21 protein-coding genes and 1 other annotated feature are annotated in these 18,581 nt (G+C 67.5%); of the genes, 7 read left to right on the forward strand and 14 right to left on the reverse strand.

From position 1 onward, the window contains the following. Positions 1 to 47: 47 nt before the first annotated feature. From E4341_RS14370 to E4341_RS14385, 4 genes are read right to left on the reverse strand one after another with little or no spacing between them, the layout of a single operon-like run. Positions 48 to 1,748, reverse strand: coding sequence for a bifunctional protein-serine/threonine kinase/phosphatase (locus E4341_RS14370; RefSeq protein ID WP_165118178.1), 1,701 nt, complete (start codon positions 1,746 to 1,748; stop codon positions 48 to 50). Positions 1,749 to 1,790: 42 nt separating this feature from the next. Next, entirely contained in the window at positions 1,791 to 2,573 is a 783-nt protein-coding gene (locus E4341_RS14375) for a sulfite exporter TauE/SafE family protein (protein WP_165118180.1), read from the reverse strand. Positions 2,574 to 2,577: 4 nt separating this feature from the next. Then, positions 2,578 to 3,126 (reverse strand): rhodanese family protein, encoded by a 549-nt coding sequence (locus tag E4341_RS14380; protein WP_165118183.1) that lies wholly within the window; start codon positions 3,124 to 3,126, stop codon positions 2,578 to 2,580. A 5-nt stretch (positions 3,127 to 3,131) separates the two neighbouring features. After that, positions 3,132 to 3,464 carry a helix-turn-helix transcriptional regulator gene (locus E4341_RS14385; protein WP_165118185.1) on the reverse strand — a complete coding sequence of 111 codons (333 nt, stop codon included), beginning with the start codon at positions 3,462 to 3,464 and terminating at the stop codon, positions 3,132 to 3,134. Between the two features lie 71 nt (positions 3,465 to 3,535). Between E4341_RS14385 and E4341_RS14390 the strand changes: the two genes are divergently transcribed. Then, the gene (locus tag E4341_RS14390; protein WP_165118187.1) at positions 3,536 to 4,402 is read left to right on the forward strand and encodes an MBL fold metallo-hydrolase; all 867 of its coding nucleotides are present in this window, start codon (positions 3,536 to 3,538) and stop codon (positions 4,400 to 4,402) included. A gap of 3 nt (positions 4,403 to 4,405) precedes the next feature. Here the strand turns inward: E4341_RS14390 and E4341_RS14395 are convergent, their stop codons facing one another. From E4341_RS14395 to E4341_RS14405, 3 genes are read right to left on the reverse strand one after another with little or no spacing between them, the layout of a single operon-like run. After that, positions 4,406 to 6,073, reverse strand: coding sequence for a bifunctional diguanylate cyclase/phosphodiesterase (locus tag E4341_RS14395; RefSeq protein ID WP_066549741.1), 1,668 nt, complete (start codon positions 6,071 to 6,073; stop codon positions 4,406 to 4,408). A gap of 31 nt (positions 6,074 to 6,104) precedes the next feature. After that, entirely contained in the window at positions 6,105 to 6,683 is a 579-nt protein-coding gene (locus tag E4341_RS14400) for a GNAT family N-acetyltransferase (RefSeq protein WP_165118189.1), read from the reverse strand. 36 nt (positions 6,684 to 6,719) lie between these two features. Beyond that, positions 6,720 to 7,307 carry a helix-turn-helix domain-containing protein gene (locus E4341_RS14405; RefSeq protein WP_165118191.1) on the reverse strand — a complete coding sequence of 196 codons (588 nt, stop codon included), beginning with the start codon at positions 7,305 to 7,307 and terminating at the stop codon, positions 6,720 to 6,722. 65 nt (positions 7,308 to 7,372) lie between these two features. Here E4341_RS14405 and E4341_RS14410 point away from each other — a divergent pair, with 65 nt between their 5' ends. The 4 genes from E4341_RS14410 to E4341_RS14425 all read left to right on the forward strand — a co-directional run bounded on the left by E4341_RS14410 (position 7,373) and on the right by E4341_RS14425 (position 12,610). Continuing rightward, positions 7,373 to 8,209, forward strand: coding sequence for a metal-dependent hydrolase (locus tag E4341_RS14410; RefSeq protein ID WP_165118193.1), 837 nt, complete (start codon positions 7,373 to 7,375; stop codon positions 8,207 to 8,209). A 76-nt stretch (positions 8,210 to 8,285) separates the two neighbouring features. Next, a complete protein-coding gene (locus E4341_RS14415; protein WP_165118195.1) occupies positions 8,286 to 9,782 on the forward strand; it encodes a DUF1800 family protein in 1,497 nt (498 codons plus the stop codon). Then, positions 9,779 to 10,960, forward strand: a complete 1,182-nt coding sequence (locus tag E4341_RS14420; protein WP_165118197.1) for a DUF1501 domain-containing protein — start codon at positions 9,779 to 9,781, stop codon at positions 10,958 to 10,960. Before E4341_RS14415 ends, E4341_RS14420 begins: the two co-directional genes overlap by 4 nt. Before the next feature lie 49 nt (positions 10,961 to 11,009). Then, positions 11,010 to 11,073 (forward strand) — a sequence feature (sul1 is cis-regulatory element that is thought to sense ions involved in sulfur or methionine metabolism; They are found in Alphaproteobacteria). Between the two features lie 58 nt (positions 11,074 to 11,131). Further along, a complete protein-coding gene (locus tag E4341_RS14425; RefSeq protein WP_370458486.1) occupies positions 11,132 to 12,610 on the forward strand; it encodes a SulP family inorganic anion transporter in 1,479 nt (492 codons plus the stop codon). Positions 12,611 to 12,614: 4 nt separating this feature from the next. On the opposite strand, the gene E4341_RS14430 is transcribed toward E4341_RS14425, so the two are convergent. Then, entirely contained in the window at positions 12,615 to 12,824 is a 210-nt protein-coding gene (locus E4341_RS14430) for a hypothetical protein (RefSeq protein ID WP_055753991.1), read from the reverse strand. Positions 12,825 to 13,063: 239 nt separating this feature from the next. Between E4341_RS14430 and E4341_RS14435 the strand changes: the two genes are divergently transcribed. Together E4341_RS14435 and E4341_RS14440 are read left to right on the forward strand one after the other, a co-directional pair. Then, the gene (locus E4341_RS14435) at positions 13,064 to 13,276 is read left to right on the forward strand and encodes a cold-shock protein (RefSeq protein ID WP_008260410.1); all 213 of its coding nucleotides are present in this window, start codon (positions 13,064 to 13,066) and stop codon (positions 13,274 to 13,276) included. Positions 13,277 to 13,390: 114 nt separating this feature from the next. After that, complete coding sequence (locus E4341_RS14440; RefSeq protein WP_205751316.1) at positions 13,391 to 13,831, forward strand: hypothetical protein; 441 nt, start codon at positions 13,391 to 13,393, stop codon at positions 13,829 to 13,831. Here E4341_RS14440 and E4341_RS14445 read toward each other — a convergent pair. The 6 genes from E4341_RS14445 to E4341_RS14470 form a co-directional block, all read right to left on the reverse strand. Next, a complete protein-coding gene (locus E4341_RS14445; RefSeq protein WP_165118201.1) occupies positions 13,828 to 14,382 on the reverse strand; it encodes an NADPH-dependent FMN reductase in 555 nt (184 codons plus the stop codon). The genes E4341_RS14440 and E4341_RS14445 overlap by 4 nt on opposite strands. A 194-nt stretch (positions 14,383 to 14,576) precedes the next feature. Next, complete coding sequence (locus E4341_RS14450) at positions 14,577 to 15,116, reverse strand: hypothetical protein (RefSeq protein ID WP_165118203.1); 540 nt, start codon at positions 15,114 to 15,116, stop codon at positions 14,577 to 14,579. Between the two features lie 191 nt (positions 15,117 to 15,307). Continuing rightward, complete coding sequence (locus E4341_RS14455) at positions 15,308 to 16,522, reverse strand: pitrilysin family protein (protein WP_165118205.1); 1,215 nt, start codon at positions 16,520 to 16,522, stop codon at positions 15,308 to 15,310. Positions 16,523 to 16,572: 50 nt separating this feature from the next. Then, a complete protein-coding gene (locus E4341_RS14460) occupies positions 16,573 to 17,274 on the reverse strand; it encodes an SURF1 family protein (RefSeq protein WP_165118207.1) in 702 nt (233 codons plus the stop codon). Next, a complete protein-coding gene (locus E4341_RS14465) occupies positions 17,271 to 17,672 on the reverse strand; it encodes a DUF983 domain-containing protein (protein WP_205751317.1) in 402 nt (133 codons plus the stop codon). Before E4341_RS14465 ends, E4341_RS14460 begins: the two co-directional genes overlap by 4 nt. Beyond that, entirely contained in the window at positions 17,669 to 18,577 is a 909-nt protein-coding gene (locus E4341_RS14470; protein ID WP_055806286.1) for a cytochrome c oxidase subunit 3, read from the reverse strand. Before E4341_RS14470 ends, E4341_RS14465 begins: the two co-directional genes overlap by 4 nt. Between the last annotated feature and the right edge of the window lie 4 nt (positions 18,578 to 18,581).

The following is an 18,581-nucleotide window of genomic DNA, read 5'->3' on the forward strand; positions in this document are numbered from 1 at the left end:
TCGCCAAATGTCGCACATCCAAAGGCTTCGGTTGAACGTAGGCCGCCCTAGCGCGTCGCCATCGACACCAGAAAAGCGATCAGCAAGACCAGGCTGACCCCCTGCCAGAACCGCACCGGATCGCGCTCGATCAGGGACAGCTGGCGCGGCGGCGGGGCGGCGACGGCGCTGCCGGTTTCCAGCACATGGATCAGTTCCTCGACATCCTCGAACCGCTCGTTCGGGTCGACGGCGACGGCGCGCATGATGGCCGCTTCCAGCCAGGCGGGCATATCCGGCCGGTGTCGCGTCGGCGGCGCAGGCGCCCGGTCAAAGCGCGGCGCATCGGTCGGATCCACCTCGCCCCACGGATAGGTGCGGGTGAACAGGCGATACAGCGTCACCCCCAGGGCGAACTGATCGGTCGCGGCGTTCCCGCTCTCGCCCGCATACATTTCCGGCGCCTTGTAGCCGGCGGTGCCCGGCGCCTCGGCCTCGGCGAACTCCTCGGCCAGCCGCAGGCGCGCAACGCCCAGATCGACCAGCTTTAGCCCGCCCTGTGTCTCCAGGATCACATTGTCCGGCTTGATGTCGCGGTGCGTCACCCCCTCCCGGTGCAGGACCGAAACCGCCCGCGCTAGGCGCAGCGCAACGCCGATCCCTTCTGCGATTTCAAACGGCCCCTCCTGCGCCAACCGTGCATGCAAGGTCTGACCGGCATGGAAGGGCTGGGCGATATAGAGCCGGCTCTGGCGACCCGCATCAAGGCTCAGCACCTTGCCGACGAAGGGGCTGTCGATGCGCCGGCCGATGAAGGCCTCGCGCAGGAAGGCGGTGCGCGCCCCGCGCTCGGACACCACGGCGGGCTTGGGGAACTTCAGCACCACCGCGCCCGCATCGCCCAGCGTATCCTTGGCCAGGAACAGGGTCGTATAGCGCCCGTCCGCGACCAGTCGCTGAAGAGCGAAGCCGTCGACGTTGTCGCCGACGGCCGGAGGCGGCAGGATGGCCAGCCCTTCCGCTTCGGCGGTGATCGCCTCCCAGTCGGGCGCGCCGGTGCGGACCACGTCGATGACGATGGCGGTGGCGTTGTCGCGCGGCCCCGCCGCCTCGACCTCGGCCAGGATCGCCCTGGCGTCCGCATCGGGCGAACTGCGCCGTCCCAACAGGCCCGCGATCGCCGCTTCGGCCAGCACCCCATGCACCCCGTCGGTGGTCAGCAGCAGTCGGTCGTGCGGCTCCAGCCGGACTTGCCGGACGTCCAGCTTCACATCCACCTCGATGCCGACGGCGCGATACAGCACATGGCTCAGCCCCTGCTGGGCCCGCGTGTGGTCTTCGGTCAGCCGCGTCAGAACCCCGTCGCGAAAATGCCAGGCCCGGCTGTCGCCCACATGGAGCGCCGTCGCCTCGCGCCCACGCAGGATCAGGGCCGTGAACGTCGTCGCCGCCCCCTCCATGGCCGGATCGATCCGCCCCCGCGAATGGAGCCAGCGGTTGAACCCCCTCAGCGCCTTGATCCCGTTGGCGGCGATGCCGTTCAGCGGGTTCTGATCCAGATAGCCGTCGATGAAACTGCGCGTCGTCAGTTCCGCCGCCATCCGCCCGGCCTTGGATCCCGACACCCCGTCGGCGATCACCGCCACGACACCATGTTCGCGCTGTTCGGCCGCCGTGCCGATGTGGACGCCGCCGAAGTCCTGATTGTCCGCCCTGGGCCCCTGCAAGGTCGCAAAGCCGGCGGCGATCTCCAGTCTGGCGTCGGTCATGGGCGGAACTGTCGTCGAAAGACGGCCCGCTGAACAGAGGTCTCAGAGCGCGAGGACGGCCCGCACCGCGACATAGGCAGCGACCACCAGGATCAGGCCCGCAAACAGGATGCGTCCAAGCCGGGCGTTCGACCCCAGCCGGCGCGCCAGCGGCAGACCCGCCGCCGTCCCGGCGACCCCGCCGACCGCCATGGCGGCCACCAGGCCCGGATCGACCCATCCGGACAGCGCATAGTTGCCCGCCGTGGTCGCCCCGAACGCGGCCACGCTGAGCAAAGACGTCGCCTGGGCGGTCGCCAGGCTCATGCCCGTCGACGCCATCAGGCCGGGCACGATCAGAAAGCCGCCGCCGATGCCGAAGAAGCCTGCGGCCGAGCCGACGCCGGCGCCCGCCATGCCGACGCGCGGCGACATCGACCAGTTCAGCCGAGGCTCGACCCGTGCGGCCGTCGCCTTGGGACGCAGCATCGATAAGCCCACGGCCGCCATGGCGACGGCGAAGATCAGCAGCAGCTGATGGCCGTCGATCATCTTGGCCAGCGACGATCCGAACCAGGCCCCAGCCGCGCCGGTGACGGCGAACAGGGTCGCGCAGGGCCAGCGCACCCGCCCTGCCCTGGCGTGACCGGCCAAAGCCGTCAGGGCGTTCAGCGCCACGCCCGCCGCCGACACGCCGATGGCGACGTGGGGATCGGCGACGCCGACGACATAGAGCAGCAGCGGCACGGCCAGAACCGACCCGCCGCCGCCAAACAGGGTCAGCAACAGGGCGACGACGCCGCCGCTGAAGGCGGTCAGGACGAGCGGGGTCAGTTCGGTCGTCATCGGATCACGCCGTTCTTGTCATGGGCCGGGTCGCGGTTCTGTTCCACGGCATGACGGCCAGCAGCCGCGCCATGCCGCAAAAGCCCGTTGCGCCTGCGACGAACAGACCCGCGCCGACGAAGGCCGACAGACCCCAGAAGCCCGGATGCACCAGCAACCCCAGCGCCGCCCCGATCAGGATCAGGCCGCCCGCGACCATCTGCACCTGACGCATTAGTTCGATCGGCTTTGAACGATCGGCATGGGTGGCCAGGCCCTGCGCCTTCCACGCGTCCAGCCCGCCCTCTAGAACAAAGGCTTGGCCCGTCGTCTTGGCCGCCAGACGGTCGCAGTTGACGCCCGTCCGATTGCCGGTCCGGCAGGTGAAGATGACGTCGCGCCCGTTGGCGCTTACGGGCATGAAGGCGTCTAAGGCCGACAGCGGCGCATGGACGGCGCCGACGACATGTTCTCTGGCGAACTCGTCGGGCTCGCGAATATCGACCAGCACGGCCGTCTTTTGCTTCAGCCGACGCGAAACCTCGGCAGGAGACAGGGGGGTCAGAACGCTCATCAGGATCATGCCTTTTCGGAAGAAACAGGGGGACAATAGATTTCGGCCAGCACGGCGATGACCTTCAGGACGGCCGGATCGGCGATGCGGTAGAAGATGGTCGTGCCGTCTCGACGCGTGCTGACCAGCGCCTCTTCGCGCAGCTTGGCCAGGTGCTGGGACAGGGCCGATTGCGACAGGCCGACCTGGGGCAGCAGTTGGCCTACGGACATCTCGCCCTCGCCCAACTGACACAGAATCATCAGCCGCTTCTCGTTGGCCAGCGCGCGCAGCAGCGCCGCCGCCTCGCCCGCGCTGGCCTGGAAAAGCTCAAGTCCGATGGTCTGAAGGTCGATCATGGGGCGCAATATATGCGCACTTGCTAAATAAGTAATGCCTAATATGTTGGATCGCGAAAGGAGCGTTCTTCATGGCCCAATCTCCCGACGTCCGCGGCTTTTTCGATCCCGCGACCCACACCGTCACCTATCTGGTCAGCGATCCCGCGACGGGTCAGGCAGCGATCATCGACCCCGTCCTGGACTTCGACACGCCCTCGGCCCGCACCTCGACGCGATCGATCGACGCCGTCATGGCGGCGCTGCGGTCGGAAGCGCTGACCTTGGCCCTGGTGCTCGAAACCCACGCCCACGCAGACCACCTGACGGCGGCGGCGCACCTGCGTGCGACGACGGGCGTGTCGATCGGCATCGGCGGGCGGATCACCCAGGTTCAGTCCGCCTTCGGCCGCCTTTTCGGCGCTGACGATGTGCGCCCGGACGGCGCCGTTTTCGATCATCTCTATGCGGACGGCGACGCCTTCGCCCTGGGCGATCTGACGGTGGAAGTGATCCACACGCCCGGCCACACCCCCGCCTGCGTCAGCTACCGGATCGGCGATGCGGTCTTCACCGGCGACACCCTGTTCATGCCCGACTATGGCACGGCGCGAACGGACTTTCCCGGCGGCGACGCCCGGACCCTGTATCGCTCGATCCAGCGCCTGCTGAGCCTGCCCGACGAGACCCGCGTCTTCGTCGGCCACGACTATCTGCCGCAGGGTCGCACCGACTACCTGTTCGAAAGCACCGTGGCTCAGCAACGCGCGCACAACATCCACATCGGCGGCGCCGTATCGGAAGACGCCTTCGTCGCTATGCGCGAGGCCCGCGACGCCACCCTGGGCGCGCCGCAGCTGATCCTGCCCTCGCTTCAGATCAACATCCGCGCCGGCGACCTGCCGCCCCCCGACGCCAACGGCCAGCGCTACCTGCGCCTGCCGCTAAACGCGATCTGAGCCCTAAGCCGACCGCTGCTTCAGCGGCGCGGTTCCGTCGGCCAGGCTTTCGGCCAGATAGACCTCAGCCTCCTGCGCCGGCAGGGCGGGGGCATAGCCGAAGCCCTGGCCGTAGTGGCATTGGGCGTCCAGTAGCAGGCGGGCCAGTTCGGCGTTCTCCACGCCCTCAGCGACGACCTCCAGCGACAGGTCGCGGCCCAGATTGACCACCGACTTGACGATCTTGGCCGAGCCTTCGTCCTTGTTCATCGTCAGCACGAAATAGCGGTCGATCTTCAGCGTATCGAACGGCAGGCGCGCCAGATAGGAAAGCGACGAGAAGCCGGTGCCGAAGTCGTCCAGGGCCAGCGAGGCCCCAACGTCCTTCAGCGACTGGAGCACCTCGGCGGCGCGCGCGGTGTCGCGCATGATGTCGCCCTCGGTGACTTCCAGCTTCAGCGCGCCCTTGGGCAGGCCCGTTTCCTTGATGATGCGCGCCACATCCTCGCACAGGTGCGGACGTTCGATCTCGCCGACGGACAGGTTGACGCTGCAGAACAGCTTGCCGGCCAGCGGATGGCGTTCGATCCATTCGGCCAGTTGACGCGCCGACTGGGTCATCATCAGCAGGCCCAAGTCGTTCATCATGCCCAGGTCGGCGGTCAGACCCAGGAACTCGTCAGGCGGCACCAGACCCCGGCGCGGGTGACGCCAGCGCGCCAGGGCCTCGAAACCGGCGACGGCCCCGGTGTTCAGGTTCACGATGGGCTGGAAGAAGGGCACGATCTCGCCGCGCACGAAGGCGTTCCTCAGATCCGCCTCCAGCGCCAGACGGCTCAAGCTGTCACTTTCCAGCGCCCGGCCATAGGCGGCCGATCCGCCGCGCCCGGCGCCCTTGGCCGATTCGACCGCCAGCTCGACCCGGCGCAACAGTTCGGCGGCGTCGGGCGCATCCGGCCCGCCCTCCACCATCACCGCCCCGATGGAGACGGTCGGATAGATGTCGAAGCCCGCGACCCGCAGCGGCTGTTCCAGCGCGTCGCGCACACGGTAGCTGGTGTGCGAGGCGGTCTTGGGGACGATGATGGCGAACTCGTCCTCGCCGATGCGCGCGGCCGAGGCGTCCTTGTTAAAGGCGGCGGCCAACCGCGAGCCCAGGGCCGACAGCACCAGGTCGGTCCGCTCGTGCCCCAGCGCCTCGTTCAGGCGCCGCAGCCGGTCCACGTCGCCGACCACGATCTCGTATTCGCCGGGCTGGGTCAGCACCTCGCTAACGCGGGCCAAAAAGGCGCGACGATCCAGAAGGCCTGTCAGGGTGTCGCGGTCCGATCCGGCGAACTTGGTCTCCAGCGCCACGACGCCGGCGGCGCGCAGCCCGTCCTCCAGCCAGACGCCGCGCCACAGACAGGTCTCGGACCCGCGCATCCGCAGCCGCACGGCGATCTCGGCGCCCTCGTCCTGAGGTTTGAGCATCCGTTCGGCCAGGCTGCGATCCTGCGGCATGGCCAGGGCGACAAATCCGGCGGCCGTGCATTCCGGCGCCAACGGTCCCAGGCCCAGCGATCGCGTGGCCCCGGTGAAGCGCAGTTCGTCGGTCGCCGGGGTCCAGACCCACAGGGCCGTCTCGGCGGCGGCCAGCGCCTCGATGGCGGTCGTGGCGTCCCAGGCCAGCGATCGGGATCGTGGTGTCACGCGTCTCGCCCTTCCAGACGGCCCCCGGCCGTCAACGCTCGTCCTCGACCAGGCCGAACAACAAATGGTCTGCCCACTCGCCGTTAATTTTCAAATAAGCGCGAGCCCGACCTTCGTTGCGAAAACCGGATTTCTCCAGCACCCGTCGCGAGCCGTGATTGGTGGGCAGGCAGGCCGCCTCCAGCCGGTGCAGCTTCAGCTTGTCGAACGCGTATCCGACGACGGCCCGAACGCCCGCCGTCGCCACGCCCTGACCGGAAAAAGGCTGGCCGATCCAGTAGCCCAGCGTCCCCGTCTCGGCGACGCCGCGCCGCACGTTCGACAGGGTCACCGCCCCCGCCAGGGTCTTGCCGTCCTGCACGAAGACGAAGAAGGGCCAGGCGTTGCCCAGCTCCATCTCGCGCGAATAGATCGACAGCCGGCGCCGGAAGGCCGCCTTGGTCAGGTCGTCCTCAGGCCAGGCCGGCTCCCACGGTTGCAGATAGTCGCGCGAGCCGTCGCGCAGCGTGGACCAAGCGGCGTAATCGGCGGCGCGCGGCGGGCGCAGCAGCACGCCGTCTCCCCGGATCACGGGGCCGGCTACATCGCTCATCCAGTCCAGAAGCGCCATCGATGGGACTATAGCATCAAGATTCGGCTCTGAACCTTACGGTTCGGCCAAAAGTGTCGCGGTCAGCTTCAGCGCCAGGTCGCGGCCCAGCCCCTCCGGCGCGCCCAGCATCGGCGTCAGGATGTCCCCGATCAGCCCCTCGGCGAAGGCCATATAGGCCGCCGTCACCACCAGGGCCTTGGCCCGCTCGGCCGCCTTGGGATCATCAGGCGCCATGGCCGCCAGCCGTTCGGCCAGATCGCGCACCACCTCGGCGAAGCTCTCCGCCCGGCCCTGCTCGCGCGCGAGCGCCAGCCAGGCCGCCATCTGCGAGGCCCCGCCCGGCCCGAAAGCGTCGAACACGACGCTCATCAGCCGCCCCGGCTCGACGCCGTCGCGCCCTTCTCCCATGCCCTCGTTCAGGCCGGCCTCGATCCGCTGCGCTAGATCGCGCACCATCGCATCCATCAGCGCGCCCTGAAGCCCGGCCGCCGAGCCGAAATGGTGAATCAGATTGGCGTGACCCACGCCCATCCGCTCGCCCACCGCCTTCAGCGTCACCGCCGCCGGCCCGCCCGACAGCAGCAGGTCGCGCGCCGCCTCCAGCGCCTCTTCGCGCGCCACCGCCCCGCGTCGCCGCTTCATCGGACCATTAGTTGACATTGATGTCAGTTAACTCCATCCTCCTCTCGAAATCGAGGAGCAGAACTATGGCGAAATCCGCCACCCCCGCCGACCTCCAGATCAAGCCGCGCGACCTGCATATCGACCGCGAGGCTCCGACGCCACGCTGGTGGCTGAACGGCGACCCATTCGGCACCGCCGTAATGAACGCCCTCAGCCTGACCTTCCCCGACGGCGAGCGGTTCTTCATCCAGTCGGTCAAGCGGTTCGCCAAGGACGCGCCCCCGGCCCTGGCCGCCGACATCCGCGCCTTCACGGTCCAGGAGGGCGCCCACACCCGCGAACACATGGCCTTCAACGCCATCACCGAACGCGCCGGCTACGACACCGCCGAGATCGAGGCCTATGTCACCGCCCGTCTCGACATCGCCCGCGCCCGTCCCGCCTTGGCCCAGCTGGCGGCGACCATGGCGCTGGAGCATTTCACCGCCGCCTTCGCCCATCGGCTGCTGGCCGATCCGGAGCTGCTGAAGGGCTCTCCCCACGACCTGGCTCGCCTTTGGCGCTGGCACTCCATCGAGGAGATCGAGCACAAGGGCGTGGCCTATGACGTCTTCCTGCACGCGACCCGGGACCTCAGTCCGCTGAAGCGCTGGCGCATCCGGCGCTGGGCCATGTTCCTGACGACGCTGCTGTTCACCCGCACGGTGCGCGAGACGACCTTCATGCTGCTGAAACAGGACGGCATCGTCGGCTGGAAGGCGCGTCTGGGCCTGTTCCGTTGGCTGTGGCTGAAGCCGGGTCTGTATCGCCGGATGATCGGCGACTACCTGGCCTTCTACAAACCCGACTTCCACCCGTGGCAGGTCGATGACCGCGACCTGATCGAGGACGCGGAGGCCGGCCTGGCCCAACCGGCCTGACTCTCAAATCCGACCCCGCGACGGAGTTTTCGCCCGAAGGCGTTACAATGTGCGGGGGACGGACGAGGAGAAGGCCATGGCTTCATCACCGACCGACGCCGCCGTCGCCGTGTCCCGCCTGGGTCTGGGCGCCCGGCCGGGCGAGATCGACCGCGTCGCCGCCGATCCGCGCGGCTGGGCCATGGGCCAGATTCGGTCCCAGGGCGCGCCCCAGCCGTCCGGCCAGTTCGCCGACACCGCCGAACGCGTCGCCCAATATATCGACTATCAGAGCGACGCCGGCTTGGTCCGCCGCGACCGACGCGCCGCCGCTCCGGCGACGGCCGAGGCCGACCCCTCCCCTGCCCCCACTGCCGGCATGCCGGACGCCGCCGATCCGCAGGCCGTCGCCCGGCGCGAGGCCCGTCAGGCCGCGCGCCGCGACATCACCCAGGACACGGCGCAGGAGTTCCTGGCCCGCGCCCAGCTCGGCGCGACCACCGACGACGGCTTCGCCGAGCGCTGGGCCCTGTTCTGGTCGAACGCCCTGACCGTCTCGGCCGCCAAGTTCGCCAGCGGCGCCTTCGTCGGCCAGTACGAGCGCGAAGCCATCCGCCCCCACGTCTTCGGCCGGTTCGAGGATCTGGTCCTGGCCGCCGAACAGCATCCCGCCATGCTGCTCTATCTGGATCAGGCCCGCTCCGTCGGGCCCGACAGCCTGGCCGGCGCCCGCCGCAACGCCGGGCTGAACGAAAACCTGGCCCGCGAGATGATGGAGTTGCACACCGTCGGCGCCGACGGCGGCTATACGCAGGGCGACGTGACCGAACTGGCCCGCGCCCTGACCGGCTGGTCCATCCCCGCCGCTCGCGACCAGCGTCAGGCCAACCGTCCGCGTCGCGCACGCAATATGGCCGCCCCGACCGAGCCCGGCCCCGACGGATTCGTCTTCCGCGCCAATGTGCACGAACCCGGAACCCGCACGGTGATGGGCAAGACCTATCCGGCGGCGAGCCTGGCCCAGGGTCAGGCCATCCTGCGCGACCTGGCCCGACATCCGGCGACGGCCAAACGTCTGTCGCGCCGCCTCGCCGCCCATTTCGTCGCCGACGATCCGCCGCCCGCCCTGGTCGCCCGGCTGGAAGCGGCGTGGACCGGCTCGGGCGGCGATCTGGCCCAGGTCGCCCGCGCCCTGGTCGACGCGCCCGAGACCTGGACGCCCCAGCCCGCCAAGATCAAGACGCCCTACGACTTCATCGTCTCGACCCATCGCGCGCTGGGAACCCAGCCTCAGCGGATCCAGCCGTTACGCCAGGCCCTGCTCGACATGGGCCAACCGCCGTTCGCGCCCGCGTCGCCCGAGGGCTGGCCCGACACGGCCGCCGACTGGGCTGGTCCCGACGCCCTGGTCAAACGGCTGAATTGGTCGCGCACCGCCGCCGATCTGGCGCAAGCAAGAGATCCAAATGCGGTCGCCGCCGCCGCCCTCGGCCCGCGCCTCGGCGAACGCACGCGGCTCGCCGTTGCCCGCGCCGAAAGCAGGCCCGAGGCCCTCACCCTTCTGTTCATGTCGCCGGAGTTCCAACGCCGATGACCGCCCTCAATATCAACCGCCGCCATCTGCTGGCCGCCGCCTCCGCCGGGGTCGGCCTGGCCTTCGCCGGCCGTGTCGCCGCCCAGACCGCCGGCCCCGCCAACAAGCTGGTCGTCGTCATCGCGCGCGGCGCCATGGACGGCCTGTCCGTCACCGTGCCCTACGCCGATCCGAACTATGTCCTCTTGCGCGGCGGTCTGGCCATCGCCGCGCCGGACGAGGCGAACGGCGCCCTGGCCCTGAGCGAAGGCTTCGGCCTGCACCCGGCGCTGGCGGGCCTGCACGCCCTTTATGGTCAGGGTCAGATGCGGTTCGCCCCCGCCGTCGCCCTGCCCGTGCGCATCCGCTCGCACTTCGACGCCCAGGACGTATTGGAGAACGGCGGCGAAGGTCTGCGCCAGCAATCCGACGGCTGGCTGAACCGCGCCATCGTCGCGGCCGGCGGAACGTCGCTGAAGGGCCTGTCGATCGGCGCCCAGACGCCCCTGATCCTGCGCGGCGACGCCCCGGTGTCCAGCTGGGCGCCTGGCGGTCTGGTGCGCGACGGCGACCGCATCGCCTCCCTGCTTCAGGATCTCTATGTCGAGGATCCGATGCTGGGCCAGAACCTGGCGAGCGGTCTGGCGACCGAGCAGCTGGTCAGCATGGAGGGCGGCGACCAACGCCTGCGTCGCAACGACGTCCAGGGCCTGGGCCAGGCCGTCGCCAAACTGATGACCGGACCGGAGGGCGCCGACATCGTCGCCGTCTCGCTGGACGGCTGGGACACACACGCGGGTCAGAGGGCGCAGCTCCAGACCCGCCTGACCGGACTGGATCAACTGGTCACGGGCCTGAAGAACGGCTTGGGCGAGACCTGGTCGCGCACGGCGGTCATCGTCGCCACCGAGTTCGGCCGCACCGCCCGCGCCAACGGCACGCAGGGCACTGATCACGGCACTGGTTCCTCGCTTCTGCTGGCGGGCGCCGCGGTCAAGCGCGGCGGTCCCATCGGCGACTGGCCGACCCTGGCCGACAACCGCCTATTCGAGAACCGCGACCTGGCGCCGACCCTGGATATCCGTTCGGTGTTCAAGGGCGTGTTGCGCGATCACATGGGCCTTGAACGCGCCGCCCTGGACGCCCGCGTTTTCCCCGGCAGCGCCGCCGAAGCGCCGGCCATGGATGGACTGGTCTAGCCTTCACGCTTGCTTTTTGCGGCGCAACATCGCATCAGGACGCCATCACCTTGGACCCGGCCCTGTTCGCAGGCGACGGGTGGCTATCCCCGCCGCCGATCCGCTGGGAAACCGAGCCGCCAGAAACCGAAGCATCGGTAAGGCTCATCCAGATGAAATCCTGAAATGTCCATCATCGCCTCCGCGCGCCAGCAATGGCTCGCCAATCCTCGCCGCGATCTTCTGGCGGGGACCGTCGTGGCCCTGGCCCTGATCCCAGAAGCCATCGCCTTTTCCATCATCGCCGGCGTCGATCCCGCCGTCGGCCTCTACGCCAGCGTGGTCATCGCCGTGACCATCGCCTTCGTCGGCGGCCGTCCGGCCATGATCTCGGCCGCGACCGGCGCCATGGCCCTGCTGATGGTCACGCTCGTGCGCGACCACGGGCTGGAATATCTCTTCGCCGCCTCGCTGCTCTGCGGCGTGTTCCAGATCGTCATCGGCCTGCTGAAGCTGGGCCGCTACATCAAGTTCGTCAGCCGCAGCGTCATGACCGGCTTCGTCAACTCGCTGGCTATCCTGATCTTCCTGGCCCAGATGCCTGAGCTGATCGGCCGAGGCTGGATCACCTACGCCCTTGTCGCGGGGGCCCTGGTCGTCATTTACGGCTTTCCGCGCCTCACCAAGGCCGTGCCCTCGCCCCTGGTCGCCATCGTCGCCATCAGCGCCCTGGTGATCGTGCTGAATCTGGATGTGCGCACCGTCGGCGACATGGGCCAGATGCCGACCAGCCTGCCGATGTTCCACCTGCCCGCCGTCCCCCTGACGTGGGAGACGCTGGTCATCATCGCGCCCATCTCGGCGACCCTGGCCTTCGTCGGCCTGCTGGAAAGCCTGCTGACCGCGAACCTGATCGACGACATCACCGACACCCCGTCGGACAAGGATCGCGAGACGCGCGGCCAAGGGATCGCCAACATCCTGTCGCCCCTGTTCGGAGGCATGGCCGGCTGCGCCATGATCGGCCAGTCGATCATCAACGTCACCTCGGGCGGGCGGGGGCGGCTCTCGACCCTGTGGGCCGGCCTGTTCCTGCTATTCCTGATTCTGGTGCTGCGAGACTGGGTCGCGCAAATCCCGATGGCGGCTCTGGTCGCGGTCATGATCATGGTCTCCATCGGCACTTTCGACTGGGGTTCGGTGCTGAAGCTGCGCTCGACCCCGTTCCAGTCCTCGATCGTCATGATCGCCACCACCGTCACCGTGGTCGCCACCCACGACCTGTCAAAGGGCGTGATCCTGGGCGTGCTGCTGTCGGCGGTCTTCTTCATGCGCAAGGTCGGCAAGACCATCACGGTCACCGAGATCGAGACGCCGGATGAGGGCGTGCTGCGCTACAGGGTCTCAGGCCAGCTGTTCTTCGCCTCGGCCGACCTGTTCGCCGCCAGCTTCGAGCATCACGGCCATCCCAGGCGCGTCGAGATCGACCTCAGCGACGCCCATCTGTGGGATCTCACCGGCGTCGCCGCCGTGGACAAGGTCGTCTTCCGCTACCGCCGTCAGGGCGCCGATGTGCAGGTTTTGGGCATGAACGACGCCGCCCACACCCTGGTCACGCGGGTGGGGCGGTTCGAGAAGATGCACCTGCCGGACGGCGCCGGCGCGCATTGAGCCGTCAGGCGGCGTTGGAGGTCGGTTCGAGGTCGGGCTTGGGCATCTTGCAGATGCGGTTCAGGTCGGCCCGGATCGAGCTGCCCTGGAAGTGCGAGATTTCGGCGCCTGAATAGCCCTCGCCCGACAGCGCCTTGACGACGTCGCCGGTGTTCAGACAATCGTTGGTCCGAGCGAGCTGGTAGGCGCGCTCCACGACGTGGGTGCGGTTCATGTTGGAAGCCTTTCGTGCCTTCCAACAACGTGCGCCAAGCTAAACCGTTCCCATTATTGGATTTTCGGCCCGCCCGGCCCGCGCTTGCATCTGTCATGAATATCTGCGCACATAGAGCTCGTCGATCTCTCTGCGTAACGCCCACTCTCTCTGCGAACGCACGAGTCAAGGCCGCTCCCATTCAGACCCGACAGGCCGCAGGGACGTTCCCTCGGTCAATTTCTAACGGAGGTCTCAAAATGGCTACCGGCACTGTCAAATGGTTCAACCCGACCAAGGGTTACGGCTTCATCCAACCCGACGACGGCGGCAAGGACGTCTTCGTCCACATCTCGGCCGTCGAAGGCGCTGGCCTGCGCGGCCTGGATGAAAACCAAAAGGTTTCCTACGAGCTGGAACGCGACAAGCGTTCGGGCAAGGAATCGGCTGGCCAGCTGCAAACCATCGGCTGATTTCAGCGTCACAGCTGATCTGGCGACGGCGGCTCCTCACGGAGCCGCCGTTTTCAATTTCGACCGTCCAATGGAACAGATTACTCTCGTCTGACCCAGCCCTAGCTTAGCCACATGAAACCAGAGATCGTTTTTCTAACCGTCTGGGTAATAGGCGTTGTTATCACATGGCCAGCCTTGATCTGGTTTGCCGTGAATAGCCGACGAGGTCGGGGCGAACCCCTCATGCCCAAGCCTCCCGCTTCGGCGCGTTACGCTGACACCCGCGCCTCTGGCAAACAAAAGGGGAAGTGGGGAGGCGCGAGCAACTGCCTGATGGTGGTCATCGATGGCGGAGAGCTTTGGCTTTCGCCTATTTTCCCGATCACCCTGTTTATGCCCTACGGGACGTTCGGGCTTGAGTTCCGCAAACCTCTCGCCGTCGTCAGAGCCGAGGCGCGTAGGGATTGGACAGGTATGAACGTCCGACTGCGTCTCACCGACATGGACAATCCCGTCGTTGTCGATCTTCGGGTAAGCGACCCCGCGAAATTCATATCAGCTTTGCAGGTCTAGGCCTTCGTCTTGTCGATCCAGGCGGCGAAGGCGTCGGTGAAGCTTTTCAGGAAGGTCTTGGTGTCGTCCTTCTTCAGCTTGCCGTTCTCGTCCAGCAGGTCCACGACATTGCCGATATAGGCCTCGGGCTGCTGCATCGTCGGCATGTTCAGGAACACAAGCGGCTGGCGCAGGTGGTGGTTGGCGCCGAAGGCCGCGACGGCGCCGGGCGAGACGCTGACGATGGCGGCGGGCTTGCCCTGCCAGATGCTGTGGCCATAGGGGCGCGAGCCGACGTCCAGGGCGTTCTTCAGCGCGCCGGGGATGGAGCGATTGTATTCGGGCGTGACGAACAGCACCGCCTCGGTCGTCGCCACCTCCTCGCGGAACCGCTCCCAGGCCGGCGGCGGGTTGTCGGTCTCCAGATCGGGGTCATAGAGCGGCATGTCGCCGATCTCGACCAACTCGATCTCCAGCCCCGGCTCGGCCAGCGCCTTCAACGCCATGCCGATGGCGCGCGAATAGGAGCCTTTGCGCAGGCTGCCGACGATCAGGGCGACGCGGACGGTCATAAAAGGTCTCCGGGCTGGACGGGTTCAAGCGCCAGCATAACCGATCCCGGCGGTCGGATGTTCCGTCTAGCCCACGACGCATTCTGCACTGATGCTCGTCCCAGGTGCCGACAATGAGACCGCTTGTCGGCACAAAAAGCCGACATTGCGACGGGCTGTTACGGCTGAAGGGCGGTTGTTTGAAAGCGGCTGGTTTAGAGGGCGCCTCTGTGAACCATGTCGAGACCGACTACCGCCGTCGCCACGAGGCTGGAAACGACATAGGCCAAGGCGTTGACCTTCCAAGACAGACGCAAATGCCGACTTGCGATGACGGTCGGGATGAGGAGGAGGACGACGACTAGGCCTGGTAGCAACCAGGGGCCGAAGCCCAGCATGTCGCTAATCCGCGCCTCGTCGTTCAGGTTCAGCACGCTGACACCAGCCGCAACGACGCGCATGAACAGAGCGAAGTAGAGAACTGCGTAGCCGATGAGGCTTTCTCGACGCATTACAAAGTAGAAGCCTATCAAGGCCGTGACGAGAGTGACGGCTGGCCCGGCCGCCGACATCAGTATGTGATCTCCGGCCGTCATCGGCGAAGCGGGAATCACGCTGTTGATCCCGTAAGATACTGAGTAGCCGAGAGTAGCGCCGACGATCCAATGCGCTGCCTCATGAATGAGATAGGCTGCCACGGCCAGCAACGCGAACCACATGTAGAAGCTGCCGCCGACGGTTCGGGTATTTCGCACGATGTTCTCCCCCCAAACGCCTTGCTTGCGGGAAGTACCTCGGGTTTGTCGAGTTACCTTTCGGTCATGGAGGCGATGGATCAACCAGACAGTTTTCTCTACCCGGACACTCACATGGGTAATCGCTGCAAATCGTCTGCGCCGATGCCCCTCCGCGTGAGCGACGCGAGTTTGGAAAGAAGAGCCGAAGCCTAGCCCCCGAGCAGGGCCACCGCGAACGCCTCACCTGCCGGTCCCGCCGACTTCGGCCCGAGCACCGCGCTGGCCGCCTGACCCGAGGCCAGCACCCGGCCGCCGACCGCGCGAACGTCCTCGATCGTCTGGGCTTCCAGTTGCTCGGTCATCGACAGGCTGGAGCGCGGGGCGCCGAAGATCAGGGTCTGGGCGGCGTTGCGCCCGGCGCGGCTCATCGGATTTTCGTCGGACATCCACAGGCCGGCCTTCATCACCGCCTTGGCCCGCGACAGCTCCTTTTCGGTGGGCCCGACCTCGGCCAGGGCCCGCACCTCGGCCGCCGAGACCTCGGCCAGTTCTTTCGCCCGATCCGCCGCCGCCCCAGCGTAGATGCCCAGCACGCCCGTATCCTCATACGGCTCCTGATAGGCGTCGATGGCGTAGGCCAGGCCCCGCTCCTCGCGCGCGCTCTGGAACAGGCGCGAGGCCATGCCGCCGCCCAGAATCTCGCCGAACAGCCGCATGGCCGAAAGCGCCGGATCAGTCGCGGATAGGGCCGGCAGTTGGAACACCAGATTGGCCTGTTCGATCTTGCGCGTCAGCTTCGCGTGTCCGCCGACGAAGGCGGCCGGCGCGGGCGCGTCAGCCGGCGTCGTCACCGCATCGCCGAACCAGCGCTCGGCCAAGGCCAGCAGCTCGGTCTCGTCCACCGCGCCTGAGACCGACACCACCATCCGGTCGGGCGAATAAAGCCGCGCGCGCCACGCCTCGACCGACGTCTTGTCGGCCGGCTTCAGGCTGGCGACCGAGCCCAGGATCGGACGGCCCAGTGGTTGCTTGGCGAAGGCGCGCGTCTGGACCATCTCGAACACATGGTCGTCGGGCGTGTCGAAGGCCTCGGCGATCTCCTGGGCGACCACGTCCTTCTCGCGCTCGATCTCGGCCGGGTCCAGCGTGGGGCGGAACACCAGGTCTGACAGCACCTGCATGGCCAGCGGCAGCGAGCCGTCCAGCCCCCGCACCTCGAAACTGGTCCGCTCATAACCCGTGGAGGCGTTGATCGTGCCGCCCTCGGCCTCGATCCGCTCGACGATCTCGCGCGCGGCCATGTCGCCGGCGCCCTTGAACACCAGATGCTCCAACAGGTGCGACCAGCCGGATCGATCCAGCGGCTCCCACCGCGCCCCGCCCTTGACGGTGACGACGACGGCCAGGGTCTTCAGCCCCGGCATCGGATCGCAGATGACGCGAACGCCGTTGGACAGGGTGTGAAGCGTAGCGGTCAGGGGATGTCTTTCTTGGTGCGACGGCGAAGCAGGGCCACATAGAAACCCGCAAGCGCGATCGCTAGTCCGAACCATGTCAGGGCGTATCCGAAATGGTTGTTGGAAAAGGCCGCAGGCGGCGCGGACGGCCTCAGCGCTGGGAAATCGGGATTGACGGCGGTGATGGCGAACACGGCCTCGGGCCGGACCGGGCCGGTGACGTTCAGCGCCTTGGCCATCGCCGCCGTGTCGCGGGCGTAAAAGCGGCCGTCGCGGGGCGCCGGGCTCATGGCGCCGGGCTTGTCGAAGGTGCGGAACTCTCCGACCATCACCAGCGGCAGGGTGGTTTCGAGCACGCGCGGACGCGCCGTCACGCCGTCGCCGACAAAGCCACGATCGACCAGCAGGGTGAAATCCGCCCCCGCCGGCTTGCACGCCGAGATCAGCCGCACCCCGGCCTCGCCGTCATGGATGCTCTGAAGCTCGACGAAGGGCGCGCTGGCCAGGCCCGGACAGACGATTAGCGCCTTCCTGAACTCCAGATCACCTTCGGCCAGCACCTGCTCCAGCGGCGCGGGCGGTTTCGCCGCCGCCGCATCGGCCGCCGCGATCAGCCCTTCCTTCCACTTCAGCCGCTCGACCTGCCATACGCCCAGCCCGATCAGCAGGATCAGGCCCAGCACCGTCAACAGGGTCAGGATCCAGGGGAAACGCTTCATCGCTGGTTCCGATATTGCAGCCCGATCATCAGCCCCCGCCCCGGCCGCATCAGGGCCAGCGACAGGGCGACTACCAACGGCAGCCAGACGATCAGATGCACCCACATGGGCGGATGGTATTTGATTTCCACGAACAGGGCCGAGAAGCCGACGATGAACCCGGCGATCTGCATGATAAAGCTGGCGGGGCCGTCGCCCGTCTGGATGGTGGAATAGTCCAGACCACAGGCCGTGCAGCCGGGCGCCACCTTCAGAAAGCCCGCGAACAGCGCGCCCTGGCCGCACCGGGGACAACGCCCCCGCAGCGCCCAGCGGACCGGCGTATCGGAAACGACGACGGCGCGGGACGATTCCTCGTCCCGCGCCGCTGCGATGTCTTCAGGGCCGTCTTGGATCAACCGAAGACGACATAGACGAAGGCGAACAGGAACAGCCAGACCACGTCCACGAAGTGCCAGTACCAGGCCGCCGCCTCGAAGCCGAAATGCTTCTGCGGGGTGAAGTCGCCCTTCAGCAGGCGGATCAGGCAGACCGCCAGGAAGATGGTGCCGATCAGGACGTGGAAGCCGTGGAAGCCCGTCGCCATGAAGAAGATCGAGCCGTACAGGCCCGAGTTCACGGCCTCTTCGTTGAAGAACAGCTTCTCGTGCAGGATGTGGTTATACTCATAGGCCTGGACGCAGGTGAACAGCACGCCCAGGGCCACGGTAATGATCAGGGCGATCTTGGCGCCCTTGCGGTCGCCGACCTGGATCGCGTGGTGGGCCCAGGTGACGGTGCAGCCCGAAAGCAGCAGGGTCACGGTGTTCAGCAGCGGCAGCTGCCACGGCGACAGAACCTCGACGCCCTTCGGCGGCCACGTCGACCAGGCCTTGGCGGTATCGGCCCAAGTGCCGACTTCCGGCGTCAGGGCGCGCGATTCATGGAACAGGGCCATGTCGAAGAACATCCAGAAGAAGGCGACGAAGAACATCACCTCCGACGCGATGAACAGGATCATGCCGTAGCGCAGGCCCAGCGACACGACCGGCGTATGGTCGCCCGCCTTGGATTCCTTGATGACGTCCGCCCACCAGCAGAAGGCCGAGATCAGAACGCCGGCCAGACCGGCGAAGAAGACGCCCGGCTTGCCTTCCGCCAGGAAGTTGGCGGCGATCGGGCCGCCGTCCGCCGGGGCCAGGCCCTTCATCCAGATCACCGCGCCGATGAACATGATGGTCGCAGCGACCGAGGACACCAGCGGCCAGGGGCTGGGCGCCACCAGGTGGTAGTCGTGCTGCGGAGTGGCGTGGGCGTCAGCCATGAAT

This window comes from Brevundimonas sp. 'scallop' (genome assembly GCF_011045535.1).
Classification (GTDB): Bacteria; Pseudomonadota; Alphaproteobacteria; order Caulobacterales; family Caulobacteraceae; genus Brevundimonas; species Brevundimonas vesicularis.